This window comes from Undibacterium sp. TC4M20W (genome assembly GCF_049340245.1).
Lineage (GTDB): Bacteria > Pseudomonadota > Gammaproteobacteria > Burkholderiales > Burkholderiaceae_D > Undibacterium.
Genome location: NZ_JBMPPI010000015.1, coordinates 78,515 through 98,372 on the forward strand (window position 1 = coordinate 78,515; position 19,858 = coordinate 98,372).

Sequence of the window (19,858 nt, forward strand, 5' to 3'; positions counted from 1 at the left end):
AGGCGTGATTGTAAAATGCGCTAATCCGTTTGATATTGTGTTTTATAATGGCAGGCTCGCATGAACCCCGCGTTATTGCCCTTTGATGGACTTGGCGACGGGTACCCAGATACCATTTACTAAGCCAATGATCAATTCCATCCCTAGCAAACGCGCGCATCAGCCTTTTTTGAACGATACCGGCGACATTGGTGAGCTGGTCAGTCAATTTGACTGGGCAGCTACTGCTTTAGGTGATATCGATACCTGGTCTGCCGGTGTCAAGGCCGTGGTGGCAATGATGTTGCGCTCGCCCATGCCCATGGTGATGTTGATGGGGGTGGAGGGTGTCATGATCTATAACGAGGGTTATGCAAAATTCGCTAGCCCTCGTCATCCCTACTTGCTCGGTATGACGGCCAAAGAAGGTTGGCCAGAAGTGGCAGAATTCAATGCCATGATTATCAGCCGCGTGTTTGCCGGTGAAAGAATCAGCTACACTGACCAGGAGTTTGCTCTCAACAGAAAAGGCATGCTGGAAGAAGTTTTCCTCAGTCTTGATTACTCTGCCGTCTCTGATGAGAATGGCGTCACTGTAGCAGTGCTGGCAACCGTAGTGGAGACGACAGATAAAGTAAGGGCAGATCGCTGGGTCAAGGGTGAACATCAGCGTCTGCAAGCCATGTTTGAACAGACGCCTGGCTTTACCGCCATGCTGACCGGGCCAGAGCATATTTTTACACTGACCAACCGCGCCTATTCATCGCTGGTGAATAATCGCCAGGTATTGGGTAAAAGCGTGGCGCAAGCTTTGCCAGAGGCGGCAGAGCAGGGCTTTGTTGATTTGCTCGACAAACTGTATGTGAGTGGCGAAATCTTTGAAGGCCATGCGATTCCTTTTTCTCTGGTCGATGACATTAACGGCGGCACCAAAGACCGTTTTCTCGATTTTGTGTATCAGCCACTGAAGAACGATGAAGGTGAGATATTCGGCATCTTCGTGCAGGGTTTTGATGTTACCGACCGCGTGCTGGCAGAAAAATCACGGCTGGAAAGTGAAGCCCTGTTCCGCACACTGGCGCAAGCCGTCCCCAACCAGGTGTGGGCCGCATCGCCAGACGGTTTGCTGTACTGGTTCAACGACCGGGTGTATAGCTATAGCGGTGCCAGGCCGGGTGAGCTTGATGGCGACAAATGGGCGAGCATCCTTCACCCTGATGAAGTGGCAGAAGTGGCAGCTACCTGGATAGCCGCGGTTACTTCTGGTGAAGTCTATCAGACAGAATTCCGCATCCGCCAGCATGACGGCAATTACCACTGGCATCTGGTCAGGGCACTACCCATCCGTGATGAGCAGGGAGAAATCTTGCGCTGGATAGGCACCAACACCGATATCCACGACCAGAAGAGTGCTTCACAGGTACTGACTCATGAAAACCTGAACCTGACCCAGCAAATAGGCCAGCGCACGGAAGAACGCGACCGCATGTGGCGGCTGGCAACAGACCTGATGCTGGTGGCTGATGTGGATGGCAATATCACTTCGGTCAACCCGGCCTTTACCGCGCTCCTGGGCTGGACAGAAGCCGATGTCGCGGGCATGCCTTTTATCAGCCTGATACATCCTGACGAACAGCAACGGGCAGGCGGCAAATTATTTGCATCCTCTGACGGTAACAATACCTTCAAGTTTGAAAAACACGTGCGCCGCGCTGATGGTACTTACAACCTGGTCTCGTGGACGGGTTCACGTGATGCGGGCCTGTTCCATGCCGTAGGCCGTGATGTCACCGCCGAGCGTGCCGCTGCCGCCGCCATGAAGCGTACCGAGCAGGCGCTCATACAATCACAAAAAATGGACACCATAGGCAAACTGACCGGCGGCGTGGCCCATGACTTCAACAACCTGCTGCAAGTCATCTCTGGCAACCTGCAATTGCTGGCTGCCGAAGTCAAAGACAACCCGCGTGCGCAACGCAAGATCGACAATGCGCTCGATGGCGTCTCACGCGGAGCCAAGCTGGCCAGCTATCTGCTGGCCTTTGGCCGCCGCCAGGCGCTTGAACCCAAGGTCGTCAAGGTCAGCCGCTACATAGGCGCGATGGAAGACATGCTGCGCCGCAGCCTTGGTGAAGCCATCGATATAGAAATGATCGCCTCCGGTGGTTTATGGAATTGCCTCGTCGATGTGCCGCAACTGGAAAACGCCATCCTGAATCTGTGTATCAACGCCCGTGATGCGATGGAATCCAACGGCAAGCTGACCATAGAAATGGGCAATGTTGCCCTTGATGACGACTATGCCGCCAACCACCTTGAAGTAGAGCGCGGCCAGTACATCATGATCGCCGTCAGCGATACCGGCAGCGGCATGACACCTGAAGTCATGGCGCAGGCTTTCGAACCCTTCTTTTCGACCAAGCCAGAGGGCAAGGGCACCGGGCTGGGCTTGTCCATGGTCTATGGTTTCGTCAAACAATCGGGAGGCCACGTCAAGATTTACAGCGAAGTGGGCGATGGCACCACGGTCAAACTGTATCTGCCGCGCTCGATGGCGGCAGAAGAAATGCCCACTATCATCGACAGCCGCGAAATCGTCGGGGGTGAAGAAACCATATTGGTGGTGGAAGATGATGTCGGCGTGCGCAAGACCGTCGTTGAAATGCTGGGCGGCCTCGGTTACCGCGTCTTGCAGGCCGGTGAAGCTGAAGGTGCGTTGGCCATTGTACAAAGCGGCCTCGCCATCGACTTGCTGTTTACCGACGTGGTCATGCCCGGCCCGTTGCGCAGCCCCGACCTGGCGCGCGAAGCACGCGGCTGTCTGCCCAATCTGGCCGTGCTGTTCACCTCTGGCTATACTGAAAACGCCATCGTGCACGGTGGCCGCCTTGATGCTGGCGTAGAGTTGCTGGGCAAACCATATACCCGCGCAGCGCTGGCGCAAAAAATCCGCCACGTGCTGGCTAATCAGAAGCAGCGCAAACAAGTTGCTACGACCACGCCTGCGAGTAACAATACACCCACTATGTCATCCACACCACTACGCGGCAAACGCATCCTGCTGGTGGAAGACGATGAGGTCATCCGTGCCAATACGACAGAGTTACTTTCCCTGCTGGGTCATACCGTGCTTGAAGCCAGTAACGCCGAACAGGCCCTGAGCTTGCTGCCAGCAACAGCATTCGATGTCCTCATGACCGACATCCAGCTCCCCGGCATGTCTGGCGAAACCCTTGCCACCCAGGCCCGCAACATCCTGCCCTCATTGCACGTCGTGTTTGCATCCGGACGCCACCAGCAAATCAGCCTGCCCGGTGCTGTCACGCTCATCAAACCCTATGATGTAGCGGCCCTGGCGGAGGCGGTGAAGGGTTGAGTGATTAGTCAGTAAGTCGGCAAGTATTCTGGAGCAGGTCAGCAATGCCAGCTTTGCCGCGACAGAAGACAAATTTTTTAAAAATCGTCGATGCGCAACTGAGTTTTCAGCGTCAGGCCGATGGCAAGATCAGCGGCCTGGTACTGCATCAGAATGGCCGCAATACCCCAGGGCCGCGTGATGCAGATTAGTCATGGTGACGCCAGGTTTTTTAAATGGTAGTCGTTGGCAGCGAACGTCGAGCATGAGTTCGCTGCCAGAAATAAGGCATAGTTTGCTGGTTTATTTCAATTGCTGATTCAGTGAAGAGATTGCAGCATTCAAAATCGTATCAACCCGATTTCTGAAGTCTGCCACGGTTTGTGCAACTTTAATATCTGGCACAATACCTTTGCCGACAAATTCTGTGCCGTCAGGGAAGGTGTCATTTTTGACGCAGACCCTGCCAGAGCCGCCTCCTGGAAGGTTAAAACTGATTGGCGACCCTGTGCTGCCAGCAGTCGCTCCACCTATGATCAGCCCACGTTTCATATTCCTGAATGCAACGACAAAATCCTCAGCGGCAGAGAACGTTTGTCCTGAAGTTAACACCACGACCGGGCCCTTAAATTGATGGTTCGCATCTGGTGTGACCGTGTATACCGGGTAGGTGTATTCTGGATTGCTATTGTGTTGAGAGCGATCAATGGAACGGTAATTGCGTATGGTCGCTTTTGAAGCTGGAAATACATCCATGCCCAGCGTTTTTAATATATCGTAGCCGACATGGGCATTGCCGCCACCATTGCGGCGTACATCCAGAATGAGGGCTTTTGCTTTTGAAATTTCTGGAAAATCTTCTAGAAAAAACTCTGTGACTTTGGTGCTCTCAAATGTGGTCATCCATACATGTGCAATGCCGCCTTCCAGCATCTTGAATGTGTACGATGATCCTCCAATCGCGTTGCTTCTTTCTTCATTACTGACTCGCTTTGCCGAATAGTGTTTCACTACACCGTTTTCATCCCGTGCTGAAAAGGCTATTTTTTCGCTGATTGGTCCCTGCAGGAATTGATATTGATATATACGAACATCTTTATCCTGTCTGGTGCCTGAAGAAATATAAGGAGCCAGGACTTTTTCTGAGTATTCCTGCACCGGCATGCCATTTACACTGACTATCTCATGTCCACGCTTTAATCCTGCCTGTTGCAGTTCAGAATCACCTACCCACTTTACCATGACCTTGCCTTCCATTAGTTCGATGTAAATAAGCGGTTTGGTTTGGTATTTGTCATACTCTTGTTGAGAAGGATAAACATTGGTATGCCCATCCTGCAATAAAGCGACCATTTCCGACAGTAATTGGTAATATTCAAGATTTGTTTTTGCTGCCCGAATTTTTGGTAAATACTGTAAATACAAACCATCCCAATTGATGTCTTGAAGTTTTTCGACAAAGACAAAGTTATATTTTATTTCTGACCATACCCTGGATAAACCAGCGACGCGTTCATCTTCGGTCAATGATTCTTTATAGGGTGTTTTCCAGGCGCTACCGTTCCAAAATTCAGCCTCTTTTTTGGAGGCTGTTTCGAATTGGGTCATCAGCTTATCCCAGCGCGGATCCTGGTGCAAAACATCGAAATCCTTATTATTCTTGAGTTGCCTAATGTTGAAATATTTGACCCTGTATGCATTTTGCAGCCAGGTAAAAGCCAGATCAGTCTGCTTCAATCTGCTTGCTGACGCAGCAGCGCCGTATGCGGCACTGCCCATCGATGGGTCTATTTCGTAAGCTTTTTGAAAGTACTGTAATGCAATCTGGTAGCGGGTTTCCTGAAGCGCGCGAATACCCAATTGTTCGTTTTCTGCTGCACTTATTCCCCATTGAACGACAGCCCCGGTGTTTTCTGATGCCAGGATATTGGTGGCCGGTAGCAGAAATGCTCCTGCCATGAATGCGATGTGTGTCAGTCTGCTTGCTGCGTTAATGAAGGGAACGGGCATCATTTTATTCAGAGAAGTTGGTTAATAGGGTAATTAATAAGGTAATTAATAAGTTTATTGTTTATTGCAATAATATAGCGACTTTATCATGTGAATGTCATAACACATTCTGCTTGTAAATTTTTCAGCTACTTCATATTCCCTGCACACAGGCTTCACCCTGCAAGGATAAGCTGGCGCATCTTTATTCGCTGCCATTTGGCCACCTTCACCGATGTCTTCTTTGCTGGCCCATGTCGCCGCTGGCCTGACGCTGTATTTTTGCCGCAGCGATCAGCGGCCACGGCTTCATGTCAGTATGGCTCTGCCGGTTTTGCTGGCGATTGCACCTGACTTTGATTATTTTGGCATCTGGTTTTTTCATCTGCGCTATGAACAGCGTTTCACGCATTCGCTGCTGTTCTGCCTGATGACAGGTGCAGTTGCTTGTTACCTTGTTCGCCGCATCTGGCGGCAATCGCCTGCCATGCCGGGTTTCTGGATATTGCTGCTGGCGGCATGCTCGCATCTCTTGCTTGATATGCTGGTAGGACGGGCTCTGCCTTTGTTGTGGCCGTTTGTGACAACGGAGTTTTCTCTGCCTCTGGTGTTGCTGCCTGGGGCTTCACATACCGGGCTGGTCAGTTATGCGTTCTGGCGCAACCTGATCATGGAAGCGTGCCTACTTTTGCCCATGCTGGTGGCCATAGTGATAATGGTGCGACGCGTGCCTGTGCGCAGCTACATGCCAGAAATCCTGCTGGTACTGGTGATGTGGTCAGGCCTGGTCTTTGCCGGAGGGAGGCTGGCAGCTATCTGATAGCTGACTCCAGCATCATGGTAAATTTTTTAACCAATACCTAGTATTTGGTCGTAATACCACTTTGATTAATTGTAATTATTGGTATTGTTATGGTATCTCAAATGCTTTACCTTTTTTTATCCTTACGCCCCACAGTTTTTAATTTCCAAAGCCCGATGCGCTGAATTGGACTCTTACTTTGTAACAATATTTTGTTTCCAAAAAAACCACTTGACCGCCTGATATTTAAGCAACATCGTTGCCTCAGTTTCTGCTCAAAATGAAACAGGAACGACGAAAATGACCCCACAAAACCGGGGCATTTATCTATCAACAGTTCAGGGGGAATAGGATGAGACATAGAACTGGAATTCGCATTAATCACCTCATGCTCAGTCTGGTCGGCGGTATGCTGGCAGCCTGCGGTGGAGGAAGCAACACCAATAGTTTGACAGATACACCCAAGGCCGGTGCGCACATGGCAATGCCGCCTGCAGAAGTGCCCAGCAGTTGTGCAGTCTGGAGCAATACCCAGGTTTATACCCAGGGTAATTGCGTAACTTATCAGGGCGTTACCTATAAAGCCAAATGGTGGACGCAGGGGAATGTGCCGGGCACAGAACAATGGGGACCATGGGAAGTCAGTGCGGTCACGCCAACACCGACTCCAACGCCCACGCCGACTCCAACTCCAACACCTACGCCCACTCCGACACCAACGCCCACTCCGACACCAACGCCCACTCCGACACCAACGCCCACTCCTACGCCTACATCAGGATGCGCGCCTTATGTGGCGGGAACCAGTTATCTGGCAGGCAGTGTCGTCAGCAATGCCGGTGGCTATTATCGCTGCGATGTCGCGGGCTGGTGTTCTACCGGTGCTTCTGCCTATGAGCCCGGTGTAGGCTGGGCCTGGACCAGTGCCTGGACTGCGGTGACTGTCAGTGCCTGCCCAACACCGACTCCAACTCCGACACCAACGCCAACGCCAACGCCAACACCGACGCCAACGCCAACACCGACGCCAACACCGACGCCAACGCCAACACCTACTCCGACACCAGTCGGTGGCCGCGAAGTTGGCTCCTACTTTGCACAATGGGGCGTGTATGGCCGTGGCTATGAAGTGGCAGATATTCACACCACGCAGACACCAGTCAATGGCGTGCAGACCAGTGTCGCTGATCAACTGACCTTCATTAACTATGCCTTCGGCAATGTGTATGCAAAAAATGGTGGCTATGAATGCGACATGGTGACCAAGGCAGAGACTGGCAATAACGTGCCGGCACCAGCAGACGCGGGTACCGGTGGTGATGCCTTTGCCGATTACCAGCGTCAGCCGGCCCGCACCGTCGATGGCAAAACCATCCCCTGGGACGCCAAACTGACCGGCAATTTTGCGCAACTGAAATTGCTGAAGGCAGCACATCCGAACCTGAAAGTCTTCATCTCACTTGGTGGCTGGACATGGTCGAAGTTCTTCTCTGCAGCAGCGAAGACCGATGCCCTGCGCAAGCAACTCGCCAAGTCTTGCGTCAAGCAATTCATTGCAGGTGATTTGCCAGTGCAGGATGGCCGCGGTGGTCCTGGTGCAGCCAAAGGTGTGTTTGATGGTATCGACATTGACTGGGAATACCCAGGTGGTGGCGGGCAGCCATACAACACTTTTGATGCCGCCAACGACAAGCATAACTTCACTTTGTTGATGGCAGAATTCCGCGCGCAACTCGATGCGCAAGGGGCTCTCGACAGCAAGCGTTATGCATTGACCGCAGCAATTGGTGCGGGCACTGAAAAGATCGCCCAGACCGAGCCTTCGCTGTATAGCCAGTATATGGATTGGGTGAATGTCATGACGTATGACTTCCATGGCGGTTGGGAAAACACCACCAACTTCCATTCACCGCTGTACCATGACACTGCAGACCCATCCACGGGTGTGCTTGCCAAGTACAATAGTGATGACGCCATCCAGGCGCTGGTCACAGCTGGCATGCCACGCAATAAGATCTTGCTGGGTATCCCATTCTACGGGCGTGGCTGGAAAGGGGTCAGTGCCGGGCCAAATGGCAATGGGCTGTATCAGGCAACCGGTGGAGCTGCACCGGCCACTTATGAGGCAGGGATAGAAGACTACAAGGTCTTGAAAAACAAGACCGGTACACGCACCCTGCACCCGGTGACAAAGCAGTTGATGTTGTTGACCAATAATGGTGAATGGTGGAGTTATGATGATCCTGCTGTCATTGCCATTAAAATGAAGTATGTGCGCGACCAGAACCTGCGTGGCGCATTTACCTGGGAACTGGACGGCGATGCAAGCGGTACTCTGGGTAGCGAAGTCTGGAAAGGGCGGTAAATCTGAGGAGTGAAATGTTATAGTTCATCTCAGGTGGACTGTCACAATGTAGGGTTGCGGATGTGATGTGTATATCAATCACATCCGCAGTTTTTTCAGCGAGAGGATAGCAAATGAATGCACAACTCGGTTTGCATACGCAGACAAAGCAGGCAACTCAGTCAACTCATGCAACTCAATCCATGAGTGATGAGTGGCGCCGCTGGATCGCAGAAAATCTGCTACTCGGCGCGCATCCGGCAACACTGGAAAATGTCTTGCAACAAAATTCCTTCAGCCTGCATATTGCCAGGCTGGAAATCAGTGCCGCTTTGTCCAGCCCTTATTTCCAGGGCATGCAAAGACTCAAGAACCGCCTCGACAAGCGTGACTGGGTGTTGGCCATCACTGCCAAACTCGACCAGATAGAACCGCTTGTACTGGAACGTCAACATCAATTATCTGGCGAACAGTTTTTGCATGACTATTACCAGCAAAACCGCCCCGTCATCATTACCGGCATGCTCGATGATTGCCCGGCGCGCAGCCGCTGGAATCTGGCCTGGTTCCGTGAACATTTTTCTGAGCGCCAAGTGGAAGTGCAATTTGGTCGCAATAGCGACGCCAATTATGAAATGAACAGCATCGCCCACAAACGCCAGATGCGCTTTGGTGATTATGTTGATCTGGTAGAAAAGAACGGTCATAGCAATGACATGTACATGACCGCCAATAACGATTCCAGCAACCGCAAAGCACTTAATGAATTGTGGGAAGATGTGCCTTCATTGCCAGAATACCTGAAGACAGATCAGGGCAAGCAAGGCTTTTTCTGGTTTGGCCCGGCGGGAACCATTACGCCTTTCCATCACGACCTGACCAATAATTTCATGATTCAGATCATGGGGCGCAAACGCGTCAAACTCATCGCGCCATGCCACCTCGCCAAGTTGCAAAATGAGCGGCATTGCTTTACGCCAGTTGATGGCCGCGATATTGACCTGACACGCTTCCCTCAGATGCGGGATGTGCCTGTGCTGGAATGTATACTGGAACCGGGCGAGATATTATTCCTGCCTGTGGGATGGTGGCATTTTGTAGAATCACTGGATATTTCTGTCACTATCGCTGCGACAAATTTTCGCTGGGATAATGACTTCTTCAGTAATTACCCGGCCAATCACGACTTCTGATCAACAGTCTTTCATCATAAGAAAACTGCGCTTGCGGCGTATGCCGGAGCGCAGTTTTTTTATATCAGCTATCCATGCCTTGCCTGTCATCTGACAGGCAAGGCATTTCTACATCAAGGCAAGGTTTTCAAGACAGCCTTGGTCGGCGCGGAGAAGTTGTAGCCGTCATGTTTATCCCAGTTGATAGACCAGGTCATGACCCCTCTGAAACCAGGGTAAGCCTGTTTGGGGACGATGGTGCCACAGTTCAGCAACTTGGTTAAACAGTTCAGCGCATTGCTGACGTCTGCCGAAGTGGTAAAGCCGGAATTGGCTGAACTACGGCCAGACGGCACACCAAAAGCAACCTGGTCAGGGCGCAAGCCGGCAAAGGTATTGCCGCCATAGGTAAAGCCCTCAATCAGCATTTTTGCCGTGCCCACCAGCTGGTCTGCCGACCCTGCCCTGAGTGGCGCAGCCTGGTAAGGTGTATAGATATCGCCATTGTTGTAATACTGCGGATGCAGGATAGTCAGCTCATCGCGCAGCGCATTGATGATGGGGATGTAGGCACCCCAGATCGAACCGTAAGAAGTAAAGCCACCTTCCACATAGACCCATTCCGGTGCCATCGACAGGTAGAAATTCGCCCCGACTTTGGCCTTCAGTTTCTTGACGGCGACTGGCAGATAAGTCTGGATAGCTGCACCCTGCGCCACACCGTTTTCAAGGTCAAGATCGATACCATCAAAGCCATATTTGCTGATGATGCCGTACAGGCTATTGGCAAAGTTGGTCGCCTCTGCATCAGAGCCCACCGAGACTGAACCATTCTGGCCACCGAGTGACAGTACTACTTTTTTGCCTTGCGCCTGCTTGGTCTTGATGTCTGCAATAAACTGCGCCTCGCTACCGGCACCTGGGTCCAGCGTAAAGCTCACATTGCCACCGCCTGCATTGTCACCAAACGAAACGACAATCACATCCCAGTCATTGCTGACCTGTGCGATAGGGTAAGTGTTACCGCTAGGGTTCGTAAAGTTGTGCCAGTAACCGACCAGCGCATGCTTGGCCAGACCAGGGACTGGCGTGGGAGTCGGTGTTGGAGTTGGTGTGGGGGTAGGCGTAGGCGTAGGCGTAGGCGTCGGTGTTGGTGTCGGAGTAGGCGTTGGGGTAGGTGTCGGCGTAGGGCAGGCACTTGATGTGACTGATGTCCAGGCGCTAGTCCAGGCCCAGCCTACACCAGGCTCATAAGCCGATGCACCGGTAGAACACCAGCCTGCTACATCACAACGATAAAAGCCACCCGCATTGCTGACCACTTTTCCAGCGGTGTATTGGGTACCGGCGACATAGGCAGAACAGCTCGGCGTCGGGGTTGGTGTGGGAGTAGGCGTCGGTGTTGGCGTGGGCGTTGGGGTTGGCGTAGGCGTCGGTGTGGGCGTTGGAGTGGGTGTTGGTGTTGGTGTTGGTGTTGGGGTAGGCGTTGGCGTGGCATCACAAGCGCCTTTGCCTGTCCAGGGTTTGCCGCTTCCAGACGCACCGCTATTGGTCGCGGGGTTTTCATTTTGCGTCCACCAGTTCGCCACATAATTATTACCACCGGTGCTGACCAGGGCACCGCCGTTGTAGGCTGTTGCTGCATCCCATGCCGCATAGCAGGCTGTTGAAGCCACTGCCGGCGGGGCCTGTGGCTGCGTGTTTGTCTGCCCGTTGCCTGCCGCACTACCACTGCCACCACCGCATGCAACCAGCAAACTACCGCTCGTCGCACACACCAGCATGTTTTGAATCAGGTTTCTTAAAGTTGTATTTTCCACTGCCGTCTCCCCCGTGATTTTGTGAATTCAGAAAATGTGTTTATTCCCCAGATACATTCTTGATACGCTTGCCCTTGCTACAGACAAGCGCTCAGGATTCAAGCATGTAGGCCATGAATTTGGACGTCAACTGGTTTTGTTTTTATCTTGCCACTTAAATACCACTTAACTGGAAGGCAACAAGATGCAATGGAAATAAGAATCAGGTAAACAGTATGTGCCTTGCTTTGACTGTTCCTTGATCAGACCAGCCCTGACAGTTTGCAACAGTGGTATTAGCGCTTTTTTATCAGCATGGATGATTGCTGATGGGACGATGTTGAATACAGGTACAGCACCAGCTTGCGTAGGCGCTGGAACGGGCCTGTGAGCTGTTATCTCTTGGGTGGCGGGTACTGGGTGCTGCCAGGATGCGATGAGCCAGATGTGCTGGACAATCTGGCAGGACTACCAGCCGCAGAGTCGCCCAGGTGCAGGATTACTCCTGATACTTTTCAAATAATTTCGCCAATGTACCCTGACGCTCAAGCAAGATGATTGCTGCCCTGATTTTCCTCGCATCTTCCACTGCCAGGGTTTTTGACAGTACCATGTAAAGCTCATCTTTCAGCATCACCTTGGGTAGCAGTCTGATCTGGCCTTCCAGCCCTGCCTGCCGTATTTCTGCAACGATGCCGGGCGAGCGGTGACAATAAAAGCGACCTCTGCGCGCAAGCAATTTGTTCAGGTTGGATTTGGATGAGACGGCGCTCGAATCGACCTGCAAACCACCGAGACTCTTCAAACGCTCATTGATGGCATAGTTATGCATGGACAGGATAATGCCATCCTTGCCGAGCTTGCGTATGTCATCCCAGCCTGACACCTGTATGTCGTCGTCGGCACGCACGGCCAGCAGGTAATTGACTGAAATAACCGGTGGATCAACATAGTCGTAGAGCTGGGCACGTTCTTTGGTATGCAGAATACCGCAAATCGCATCGACAGGCCCGCCCAGTATCCTGACCAGCGGCAACCAGTTCTGGTCACCGACAAATTTGATGCCAGGCTCCACCGCTTCTATGGCCCGCATGATATCGACACATACACCGCCAACCGCGGGTTTGCCATCTTGCAGTATGGGGATGAATTTGGGGGCAGATGCCTCTTGCGCAGCAATCCTGATCAGGCTTTGCGCATTGACGGGGCAGGCAAAAAATAACAGCGACGCCATGCACAGAATAAAGCAGCGTGTGCCTTTGATGCTCAATGCGAAAGCAGCCACGTAACGCCTCCATTTTATATTTTATGCGCCCCCTGATTGTCGCCACAGCCTGGCTCAGTAGAGGCTTTTTTGACATTGTACGCCAGCGTACCTGATGTCTCAGCTAGTTTCAACGCAGACTTTACGGGGCCAGCCACCGTCACGCGTCAACGCACTGGCTTAAGCTTGAACATGGTCCATGGCAAAAGCCATTCTCCACCGCATGGCCCTTGCTTGTTTTGTGAAAAGACAGGCTCCAGCGTGACTCCTGCCGCTGTCATTGACCATGCAGGCTGGCGCCAGATCTCTTCATCCCTGGCGGCACATCGTTCTTTGAGGTCGGCCATGTCGTTGCCGTAAAGATTTTGCATGGCATTTGCGATCCAGCTGGAAAGTGCAGACTGGTCCGCTACGACTGGTTTATCCTCACCCCAGATCAGTTGTGAAAGCTCAAGTTCACGCAGGCCAGGAATCTGAACATTCATGCTTGATCCATGGATAGACAATCCGCCGCTGTTGCAAGTGCTTACTGTGCTAAAGCGCATACTGACTAGCGTCGTCGTTAATAAACGTGGCTCGGCACTGAAGCTGAAATCAGCTGCTTGCGCGGAGCCATAACGGCGCGAATAATCGAGCTGGCAAGCGAAAAAAACGGTAATGGCTATGGTCTGTTCTTGTGATAGCCGTGCATTAAGACTTGCCATGACAGTGGCGTCGTAGCCACTGTCAAAACGAAACGCCCTGACTCCAGACACGGGCTCTATCCACCATTGCAATTTTTTATCTGCTACCGTTTCAGCATGTTCACGACGCAGCGGCAGGCCTTGCAGCCGTTCATGGTCATAGGCACTTGATCCGGCTACAGAGCTGGCAAGTGTCTTTAACGGCGATAACTGCACAAGCAGGGCAGCAGAGCGCGTGCGCGTTTTCCAGTTTCCCTGCCATGCGCCATTCGGCCCCGGTCGCAATACCATTTCAGCATTCGCTGCCGTGGAGTTTGCAGAGACTTCTGTCAAGGCCAGACTACCGTCGTCACGCAACTGACCTTCAAGAGCCAGATCCAGATGATGCCTGCGATAAAAATAACGGCCCTGCACATCTCCCTTATTCAACTCCAGTTCCATAACAACAGGCGATGTACCTATTTTGCCGGCGAGAGTGAGTGATTCTGCCCAGCATGACGTTGTGAACACCAGCATGAATATGCTGAGGATGAGGCTGCTTGATTTTTTATAGTATTTTCCAGCGCAGTGGACCATACCTGGCTTTCTCGGTGTGTTTAATATTTTTCAAATCCCGGATGCGGCGAGATTGGCCTTGCCGCATAGTTCAAGCAGTATGATAGTCGGTTTCCATTGTGATTTAATGGCAATATGAGAACATGCATCAATTCTGCTAGTGTTAGAGATCAATACAGACATGTTTCATGCGAACACGCGACATCTGAGAACTTGTTAGGAAAAACAATATGACATCGAATGCATCTGCGCCTGCTTCAGAAACGAGCGCACAAACTTCCACCCCGCTCCCGGATATGCAGGCAGACAAGGTTACGGAAACCGTTATCGACATACTTGACAAGCACGCCGTGCATCTCAATACGCAAAGCTTTCCCGCCAGTCTGTATGCCGAATCGCTGTTGTACATGATTTACTGGTTCCATCGCCTGCGTGACCCGGCCCGCAAGAACTACATGCAAGAGTGCATAGGCAAATACCTGGATATGGACCCTCAGTCAGCAGTGGTGCAAGCCCTGGTGACGGATCAGCAGCTTAAAACCGGTGCCAGGCAGCGCATAGATCAGGGCATCATGGTGCGCAAGACGGTTGATGTGCTGGTCATGCGTGAAGGGCAACATGGCCGCGAATTTCTGGTTCTGGACCGCACGATTTTTCCTGAAGGCATTGCGCTGCCCGGTGGGCTGTTGCAGGATGAAGATGAGCAAAATGCGAGCGGCATTCCCGCCAATATTTTTGCCGCATTGCGGGTCACTGGCAGCAAGGTGTTTGCATCCCTGGCGCCAGAATACGGCATTGCAGAAGAAGATGGGCGCAAATACTATTTTGTCCGCGATGAAGTGGAGAGTGCAACCAGCAATGAAGCCCGTATCTATATGGACAGGACGGTGACGCACAGCTATCGCGACCATCTGAAAGAAATTGCCGTTCCCTCTGACCCGCGCCATATTGTCGATACGCTGGGGTTTCTCGTTGAGATTGCCGATACCAAAGGTGTTCACGGCAGGTGGCTGCCCGAGAGCGTGATGACGACGCCGTATGCGAAAGAAGGCTCGTTTGCCTTTGGTCACCACAAGCAGATAGCTGCAGCACTGGTCGCAAAAAATTTCAGCAGGACGCAGGGTGTTTCACACCATGAATGGATACGCGAATGGGTGAAGAACCCGGTAGATTTATACCGTGAATTGCGCCAGCGCTTTGAACAGAACCACAATAGCCTTAATACACCTGTGCTGGAATTGTTGCCCGTGGTCGAATACTTCCGCAGCCAGATGACACTCCCGGCGATGGAAGAAAAATGCCGCAACGACGCAGCGCTGGCTTTTATGCGCGATCAGTTGCTACACAAGCTGCACCACGTCACTATACAGAATGGAGCGATGTGCCCGTATGAGCCCACCTTGCGCATCCTGTTTGAAGCCGTAGGATTTTTTGATGTAGCCTGCCGCACTGAAAAGAATTTAAGCACGCATTTCCAAAAGAAATACTGGTACCGCTATGAAGAACTGATGCGACGCTTGCCAGAAGTCATCATCATCCCCAGTTTCGATAATATCTCTGCGACTGATCTCATGAAAATACGCGGTACGCCAGTGTATTTTATCGGCGTATCAACCGAGCCTGTATATGTTGATGAGTTTTGGCAATCTCCACTCGAATTCCTGATTCATGACCTGAACCATGCCTGGAAGATGATGGATATGGATGACAGGTTTTTCAAACATAAACCTGAAGTTAGCAGGGACGAGTTGATCAGTAAATCCAATGCTTTTATCCGTGAATATTTTCCGACAATTGCCATACAAAAGACGGACACAGAAGAACAAAAGGAAATGAAAAAGCTCAAGAAAATTTTGTTGTTTGAGGTGGGGCATGAAGATGCCAGGCCACTATTGCCAGCGATCGTCAGCGAAGCGTTGCTGGAAGATGAGGGATATGAATTCCCGGATATCGTCGTCCGTTATGATGAAGAAGGTAAACAGGCTTATCTGGAGCAACGCACCATACCCGGCATCACAGCGCTTTCTTACGTCAGACACAAACTGCAGCATGGCTTCTTTGATCAGACTGATTCACAAAATATACAAATCGTCTCACCCAAATATCGCAGCGTGGAATGGATAGTCAGAGCGACTGAAGAATTGTTAAGCGAAATGCGGGCGACAATTCCACCCGCAGTGCGGGCAGAAGGTTTGACACAATACCTTACCCGGCAGGCATGTTCCAGAGGACCGGCTATACTTCATGCACCGGAAAATCTCGACCCTGCGATAGAAGAGTATGGCGATGGAACGGTTGACACGAAATAGCTGGCTTCATGATGCGCAATGAACAAGTGCGGCGGCTTTGCCGCAGCACTTGTTCATTGCAATCTGTCAAGCATCGCTGTTCGCGCTGGCGGACTTGTTGAAATGCCGGTTTGCATGAAACCACGACGCACTTGGTCATCTGCAGTAAGTCACAGCTGTTGCAAAGGCGCTTGCCCATGTAACAGAACCCTCATTCCTGCTGCCCCGCTTTTCCTGCCATACGCCAGGTATTGCGACCATCCCTTTTAGCTGCGTATAGCGCAAGATCGGCAGCCGCATAGAGTTCTGCCTGCTTACTCCCATCAATACCGAAAACTGAGGCTCCGATACTCATCGACACGGTGAATTGCATGTCAGAAAAAGCGATAGGTACACGGCACATCTGCATAATTCGTTCACATGCCATTCTTATTGCTTCTTCTGTTGTGCAAGACTCCAGAAGCACTGCAAACTCATCACCGCCCAGCCTGGCCACCACATCGACAGCGCGTGTGGCGAGCGTTAATTGTCTTGCCGTGGCAACCAGGACAGCGTCACCGGCGTCGTGCCCGTAAGTATCATTAATGGCTTTAAATTTATCAAGATCAATCAGCAGCAGTGTAAAGCCAGTTTTATTGCGATTGGCCAGTTCGCTAAAAAAGTCGAAGCGCTCTGTAAAACGCCTGCGATTTGCAATGCCAGTCAATGTATCCTGAAATGCCAGTAACTCCAGTTGCAAGGCCTGTTGAGTCAGTTTCTCGTTGCTCCTGAACAGTTCTTCAGTGCGCTGGTTGACCAGACTTTCCAAATGGTGTTTAGCTTTGTTCAACTGAGCAGTGCGGGACTTGACTAACTGCCAGACAAACAGGATAGCTAAAAGCAGAATTGCTATTCGAAATAGCCATGTCTGATACCACGCAGGCAGCACACGAATCGGAATATCGAGCGTTTTTTCGGTCCACATGCCTGCACGATTGGCGCCGCGCACATGTAGCGTATATTTGCCCGGTGGCAGGTTTGTGTAGCTGGCAATTCGCCGCGAGGGGTCGGTATCAACCCAGTCTTCTTCAAATCCCTCAAGCCGGTAGGCATAGCGATTGCGTTCGGGATCTGTGTAGTCGAGGGCGGCAAATTCGACCGCAACGCTATTGGCTTCGGGAGTAATAATGAGTGACTCACTATCTTGCGTTGCCAGTTCCCCATTGAATCGCCCCGACGGCACAAGCTTGCCGCCGAGCCGGACATCGGTAGCGACGACAGGTGGCCGGTAAGTCCACGCTTTCACCAATTCTGGGCGCACTACGGTCAAGCCACCTAAACCCCCGAATAGCAATTCCCCATGAGTGGTCACCGCCCCTGAATCGTTCCAGTAGGTAGGGATGGCCACGCCATCCGCGCTTTGAAGTGCCCGGATGGCAAAAGTCCGTGCATCGACAACGGCCAGGCCTTTATCGGTGCTGGCCCAGATATTACCGGAACCATCAAGCAGCAATTTGTTGATATTTGCGTTCGGTAATCCTTCTTTGATACCTAGTCTTTTAAAAAGTGGGCGTCCTTCTGCATTGCGGGATTCGAGAACGTTGATTCCGCCGCCCTGGGTGCCAAGCCATAACCGTCCTTGCAAATCGGTCAATGCCGTTGATACATAGCCGTTTGACAGCGACTTTGGATCAGTGGCATCAGGTAAAATGCGTTCGATTGTCTGATGAAGCGAGTCAAGGAGATTCAGACCATTTCGTGTGCAGATCCACCATGAACCAGGTTTGCCGCCCTCTATGGCAAGTATTCGTTGATCCGTCAAATTCCTGGTATATTCTGCGCGAACGCCAAGGGCTGCCTTGTCGGCAAAATCCAGGGTCAGCAAACCGTCTGATTGGGTGCCGATCCATAAGCGCTTGCCATCCACCCTGAGTGTTCGTATGCTGAGTATGGCTTTATTTTGCAGCAAGTCAACGCGGGTCAGGTTTTTTTCGTCACGATCAAGGCGATATAGACCGTACAGTGTGGCAACGTAGATATCGCCATCAGGCACCGCGACCATAGAAGTGATGATGCTATGTGGTAAGGCTGTTTTTGGTTTGGTTGGATCGGGGCGCAAGGCGGTAACACGCCCTAGTTCAGGATCGATAGCATCCATTCCTGCAATGCCAAAACCGAGCCAGATTCGCCTGTCACTGGCAACCAAAAGAGATTCAATATCAGAATCGAAAATCCCATTCGGACGGCTGGAATCACCGTAAAGCGTGAGAATGGCAGTCTGAGTAGGGTCGTGCCGGCCAAGGCCGTGATTAGTGCCCACCCAGACCTGCCCGGCGCGATCATGTAGCATTGCCCATACATTGTCGTGACTCAAGCTTGCTTCGAGCTTTGGGTCATGACCCAGCCTGCGGGTATGCATGGTTGCCGTGTCAACCACCACAATGCCATGTCCGTGGGTGCCTAGCCAGATTTCTCCGGGATGTACTTCGACGATGGCATCAATCGCCTGGGAGGACAATAGCGACACTGTAGGGCCTGACTCTGTTACCACGACCACTTTTGCGGTCACCGGGTCCAGGACAAATGCACCACTGTTTTTAGTCCCGACCCAAATATGGCCGTCACTGCCCTGGTAGAGATGCCTTACTGCTGGCTGTGGCGCATTTGCATCCGCTGTCAGAGTGACAGGTACAAAGTGCTTGCCGCCACGCTCACGGCGCAGCAAATTTTTATTAGTTCCGACCCACAAGTTGCCGCGGCTGTCGTGCAGGGCAGCACCTGCCTTTACACGTTCCAGCGGACTGGCATCCGTCGGACCGAGAGGAATATGCTTGATTGCACCTGTGTTCTGGTCGAGATGATCCAACCCGCCGTTAGTTGTAATCCACATACCTTTTGCGTCGTCATCGGTGATATTGCTGATCGCGACATCGCTCAATCCATTGGCACCGCCTGATGGGTAACGGATGAAGCGGTCATTGTCACGGTCATAGCGCGCAAGTCCACCGCTGCCAGTACCTACCCAGAGCCGTCCCTGGCGATCAGTGTGCAACGCTGAAATAAAGTTGTCTGGCAAAGTGTTGGGGTCAAGAGGGTTTGGTCCGAAAACACGAAAACGGTAGCCGTCCCATCGGGCCAGGCCATCTTGTGTGCCTGCCCAGATGAAACCATCGCCATCTTCCGCAATGGCGGTGACAATTGGGTGAGGCAGCCCATAGCCAACACTAAAGTTGCGGAACACCGTATCCGACAGTGACGACCACCGCGATACCAGGGAAGACGCATCAAGGTTTGCCTTTGGCAACGGCAATGATGCGTTTGCGTTGAGCAAAAACACCCAAAAAGCAATGATGCCAAAGACATATTGAATGGTCTTTGCAAGCTGCGACTTCAAGCTATGCCGACAAAGTTTTTCGCTAGTGAATTCCATAGATAGAGGGTAGTCCCAGGCTTATTTGCCAGTGCAGATAAGAGCAATACTTAAGCAAAACCAAATAAATATTAAAGATTACAAATATTAAAGATTACAAATATTAAAGATTACAAATATTAAAGAGTGCTTCGTAAATACTTAAGGCGTACATGCTTCTTGGAATTAGGGGTAGCGTATCTATTGTGATAAGCAAAGACGGCAGGCGCGGCTAACATC

General features: G+C 51.7%; 11 protein-coding genes. 6 read left to right on the forward strand and 5 right to left on the reverse strand.

The window, feature by feature from the left end:
- Window positions 1-127: 127 nt before the first annotated feature.
- Window positions 128-3,355 carry a PAS domain S-box protein gene (locus tag ACO0LL_RS18225; RefSeq protein ID WP_422952251.1) on the forward strand — a complete coding sequence of 1,076 codons (3,228 nt, stop codon included), beginning with the start codon at window positions 128-130 and terminating at the stop codon, window positions 3,353-3,355.
- A 44-nt stretch (window positions 3,356-3,399) separates the two neighbouring features.
- A complete protein-coding gene (locus ACO0LL_RS18230) occupies window positions 3,400-3,546 on the forward strand; it encodes a hypothetical protein (protein ID WP_422952252.1) in 147 nt (48 codons plus the stop codon).
- 91 nt (window positions 3,547-3,637) lie between these two features.
- Here ACO0LL_RS18230 and ACO0LL_RS18235 read toward each other — a convergent pair whose 3' ends face one another.
- Window positions 3,638-5,347, reverse strand: a complete 1,710-nt coding sequence (locus tag ACO0LL_RS18235; protein ID WP_422952253.1) for a S41 family peptidase — start codon at window positions 5,345-5,347, stop codon at window positions 3,638-3,640.
- Between the two features lie 211 nt (window positions 5,348-5,558).
- On the opposite strand from ACO0LL_RS18235, the gene ACO0LL_RS18240 reads away from it, so the two are divergent.
- From ACO0LL_RS18240 to ACO0LL_RS18250, 3 genes are all read left to right on the forward strand, one after another.
- Complete coding sequence (locus ACO0LL_RS18240; protein ID WP_422952254.1) at window positions 5,559-6,143, forward strand: metal-dependent hydrolase; 585 nt, start codon at window positions 5,559-5,561, stop codon at window positions 6,141-6,143.
- A gap of 334 nt (window positions 6,144-6,477) precedes the next feature.
- The gene (locus ACO0LL_RS18245; protein ID WP_422952255.1) at window positions 6,478-8,490 is read left to right on the forward strand and encodes a glycosyl hydrolase family 18 protein; all 2,013 of its coding nucleotides are present in this window, start codon (window positions 6,478-6,480) and stop codon (window positions 8,488-8,490) included.
- A 113-nt stretch (window positions 8,491-8,603) separates the two neighbouring features.
- Window positions 8,604-9,662, forward strand: coding sequence for a cupin-like domain-containing protein (locus tag ACO0LL_RS18250; protein ID WP_422952256.1), 1,059 nt, complete (start codon window positions 8,604-8,606; stop codon window positions 9,660-9,662).
- Between the two features lie 113 nt (window positions 9,663-9,775).
- Here ACO0LL_RS18250 and ACO0LL_RS18255 read toward each other — a convergent pair whose 3' ends face one another.
- The 3 genes from ACO0LL_RS18255 to ACO0LL_RS18265 all read right to left on the reverse strand — a co-directional run bounded on the left by ACO0LL_RS18255 (window position 9,776) and on the right by ACO0LL_RS18265 (window position 13,903).
- A complete protein-coding gene (locus ACO0LL_RS18255) occupies window positions 9,776-11,461 on the reverse strand; it encodes a chitinase (RefSeq protein ID WP_422952257.1) in 1,686 nt (561 codons plus the stop codon).
- Between the two features lie 478 nt (window positions 11,462-11,939).
- Entirely contained in the window at window positions 11,940-12,725 is a 786-nt protein-coding gene (locus ACO0LL_RS18260; protein ID WP_422952258.1) for a substrate-binding periplasmic protein, read from the reverse strand.
- A gap of 146 nt (window positions 12,726-12,871) precedes the next feature.
- Window positions 12,872-13,903, reverse strand: a complete 1,032-nt coding sequence (locus ACO0LL_RS18265; RefSeq protein WP_422952259.1) for a hypothetical protein — start codon at window positions 13,901-13,903, stop codon at window positions 12,872-12,874.
- Between the two features lie 269 nt (window positions 13,904-14,172).
- Here ACO0LL_RS18265 and ACO0LL_RS18270 point away from each other — a divergent pair, with 269 nt between their 5' ends.
- Entirely contained in the window at window positions 14,173-16,251 is a 2,079-nt protein-coding gene (locus ACO0LL_RS18270) for a hypothetical protein (protein WP_422952260.1), read from the forward strand.
- Between the two features lie 190 nt (window positions 16,252-16,441).
- On the opposite strand, the gene ACO0LL_RS18275 is transcribed toward ACO0LL_RS18270, so the two are convergent.
- A complete protein-coding gene (locus tag ACO0LL_RS18275; protein WP_422952261.1) occupies window positions 16,442-19,639 on the reverse strand; it encodes a diguanylate cyclase in 3,198 nt (1,065 codons plus the stop codon).
- Window positions 19,640-19,858: the final 219 nt, after the last annotated feature.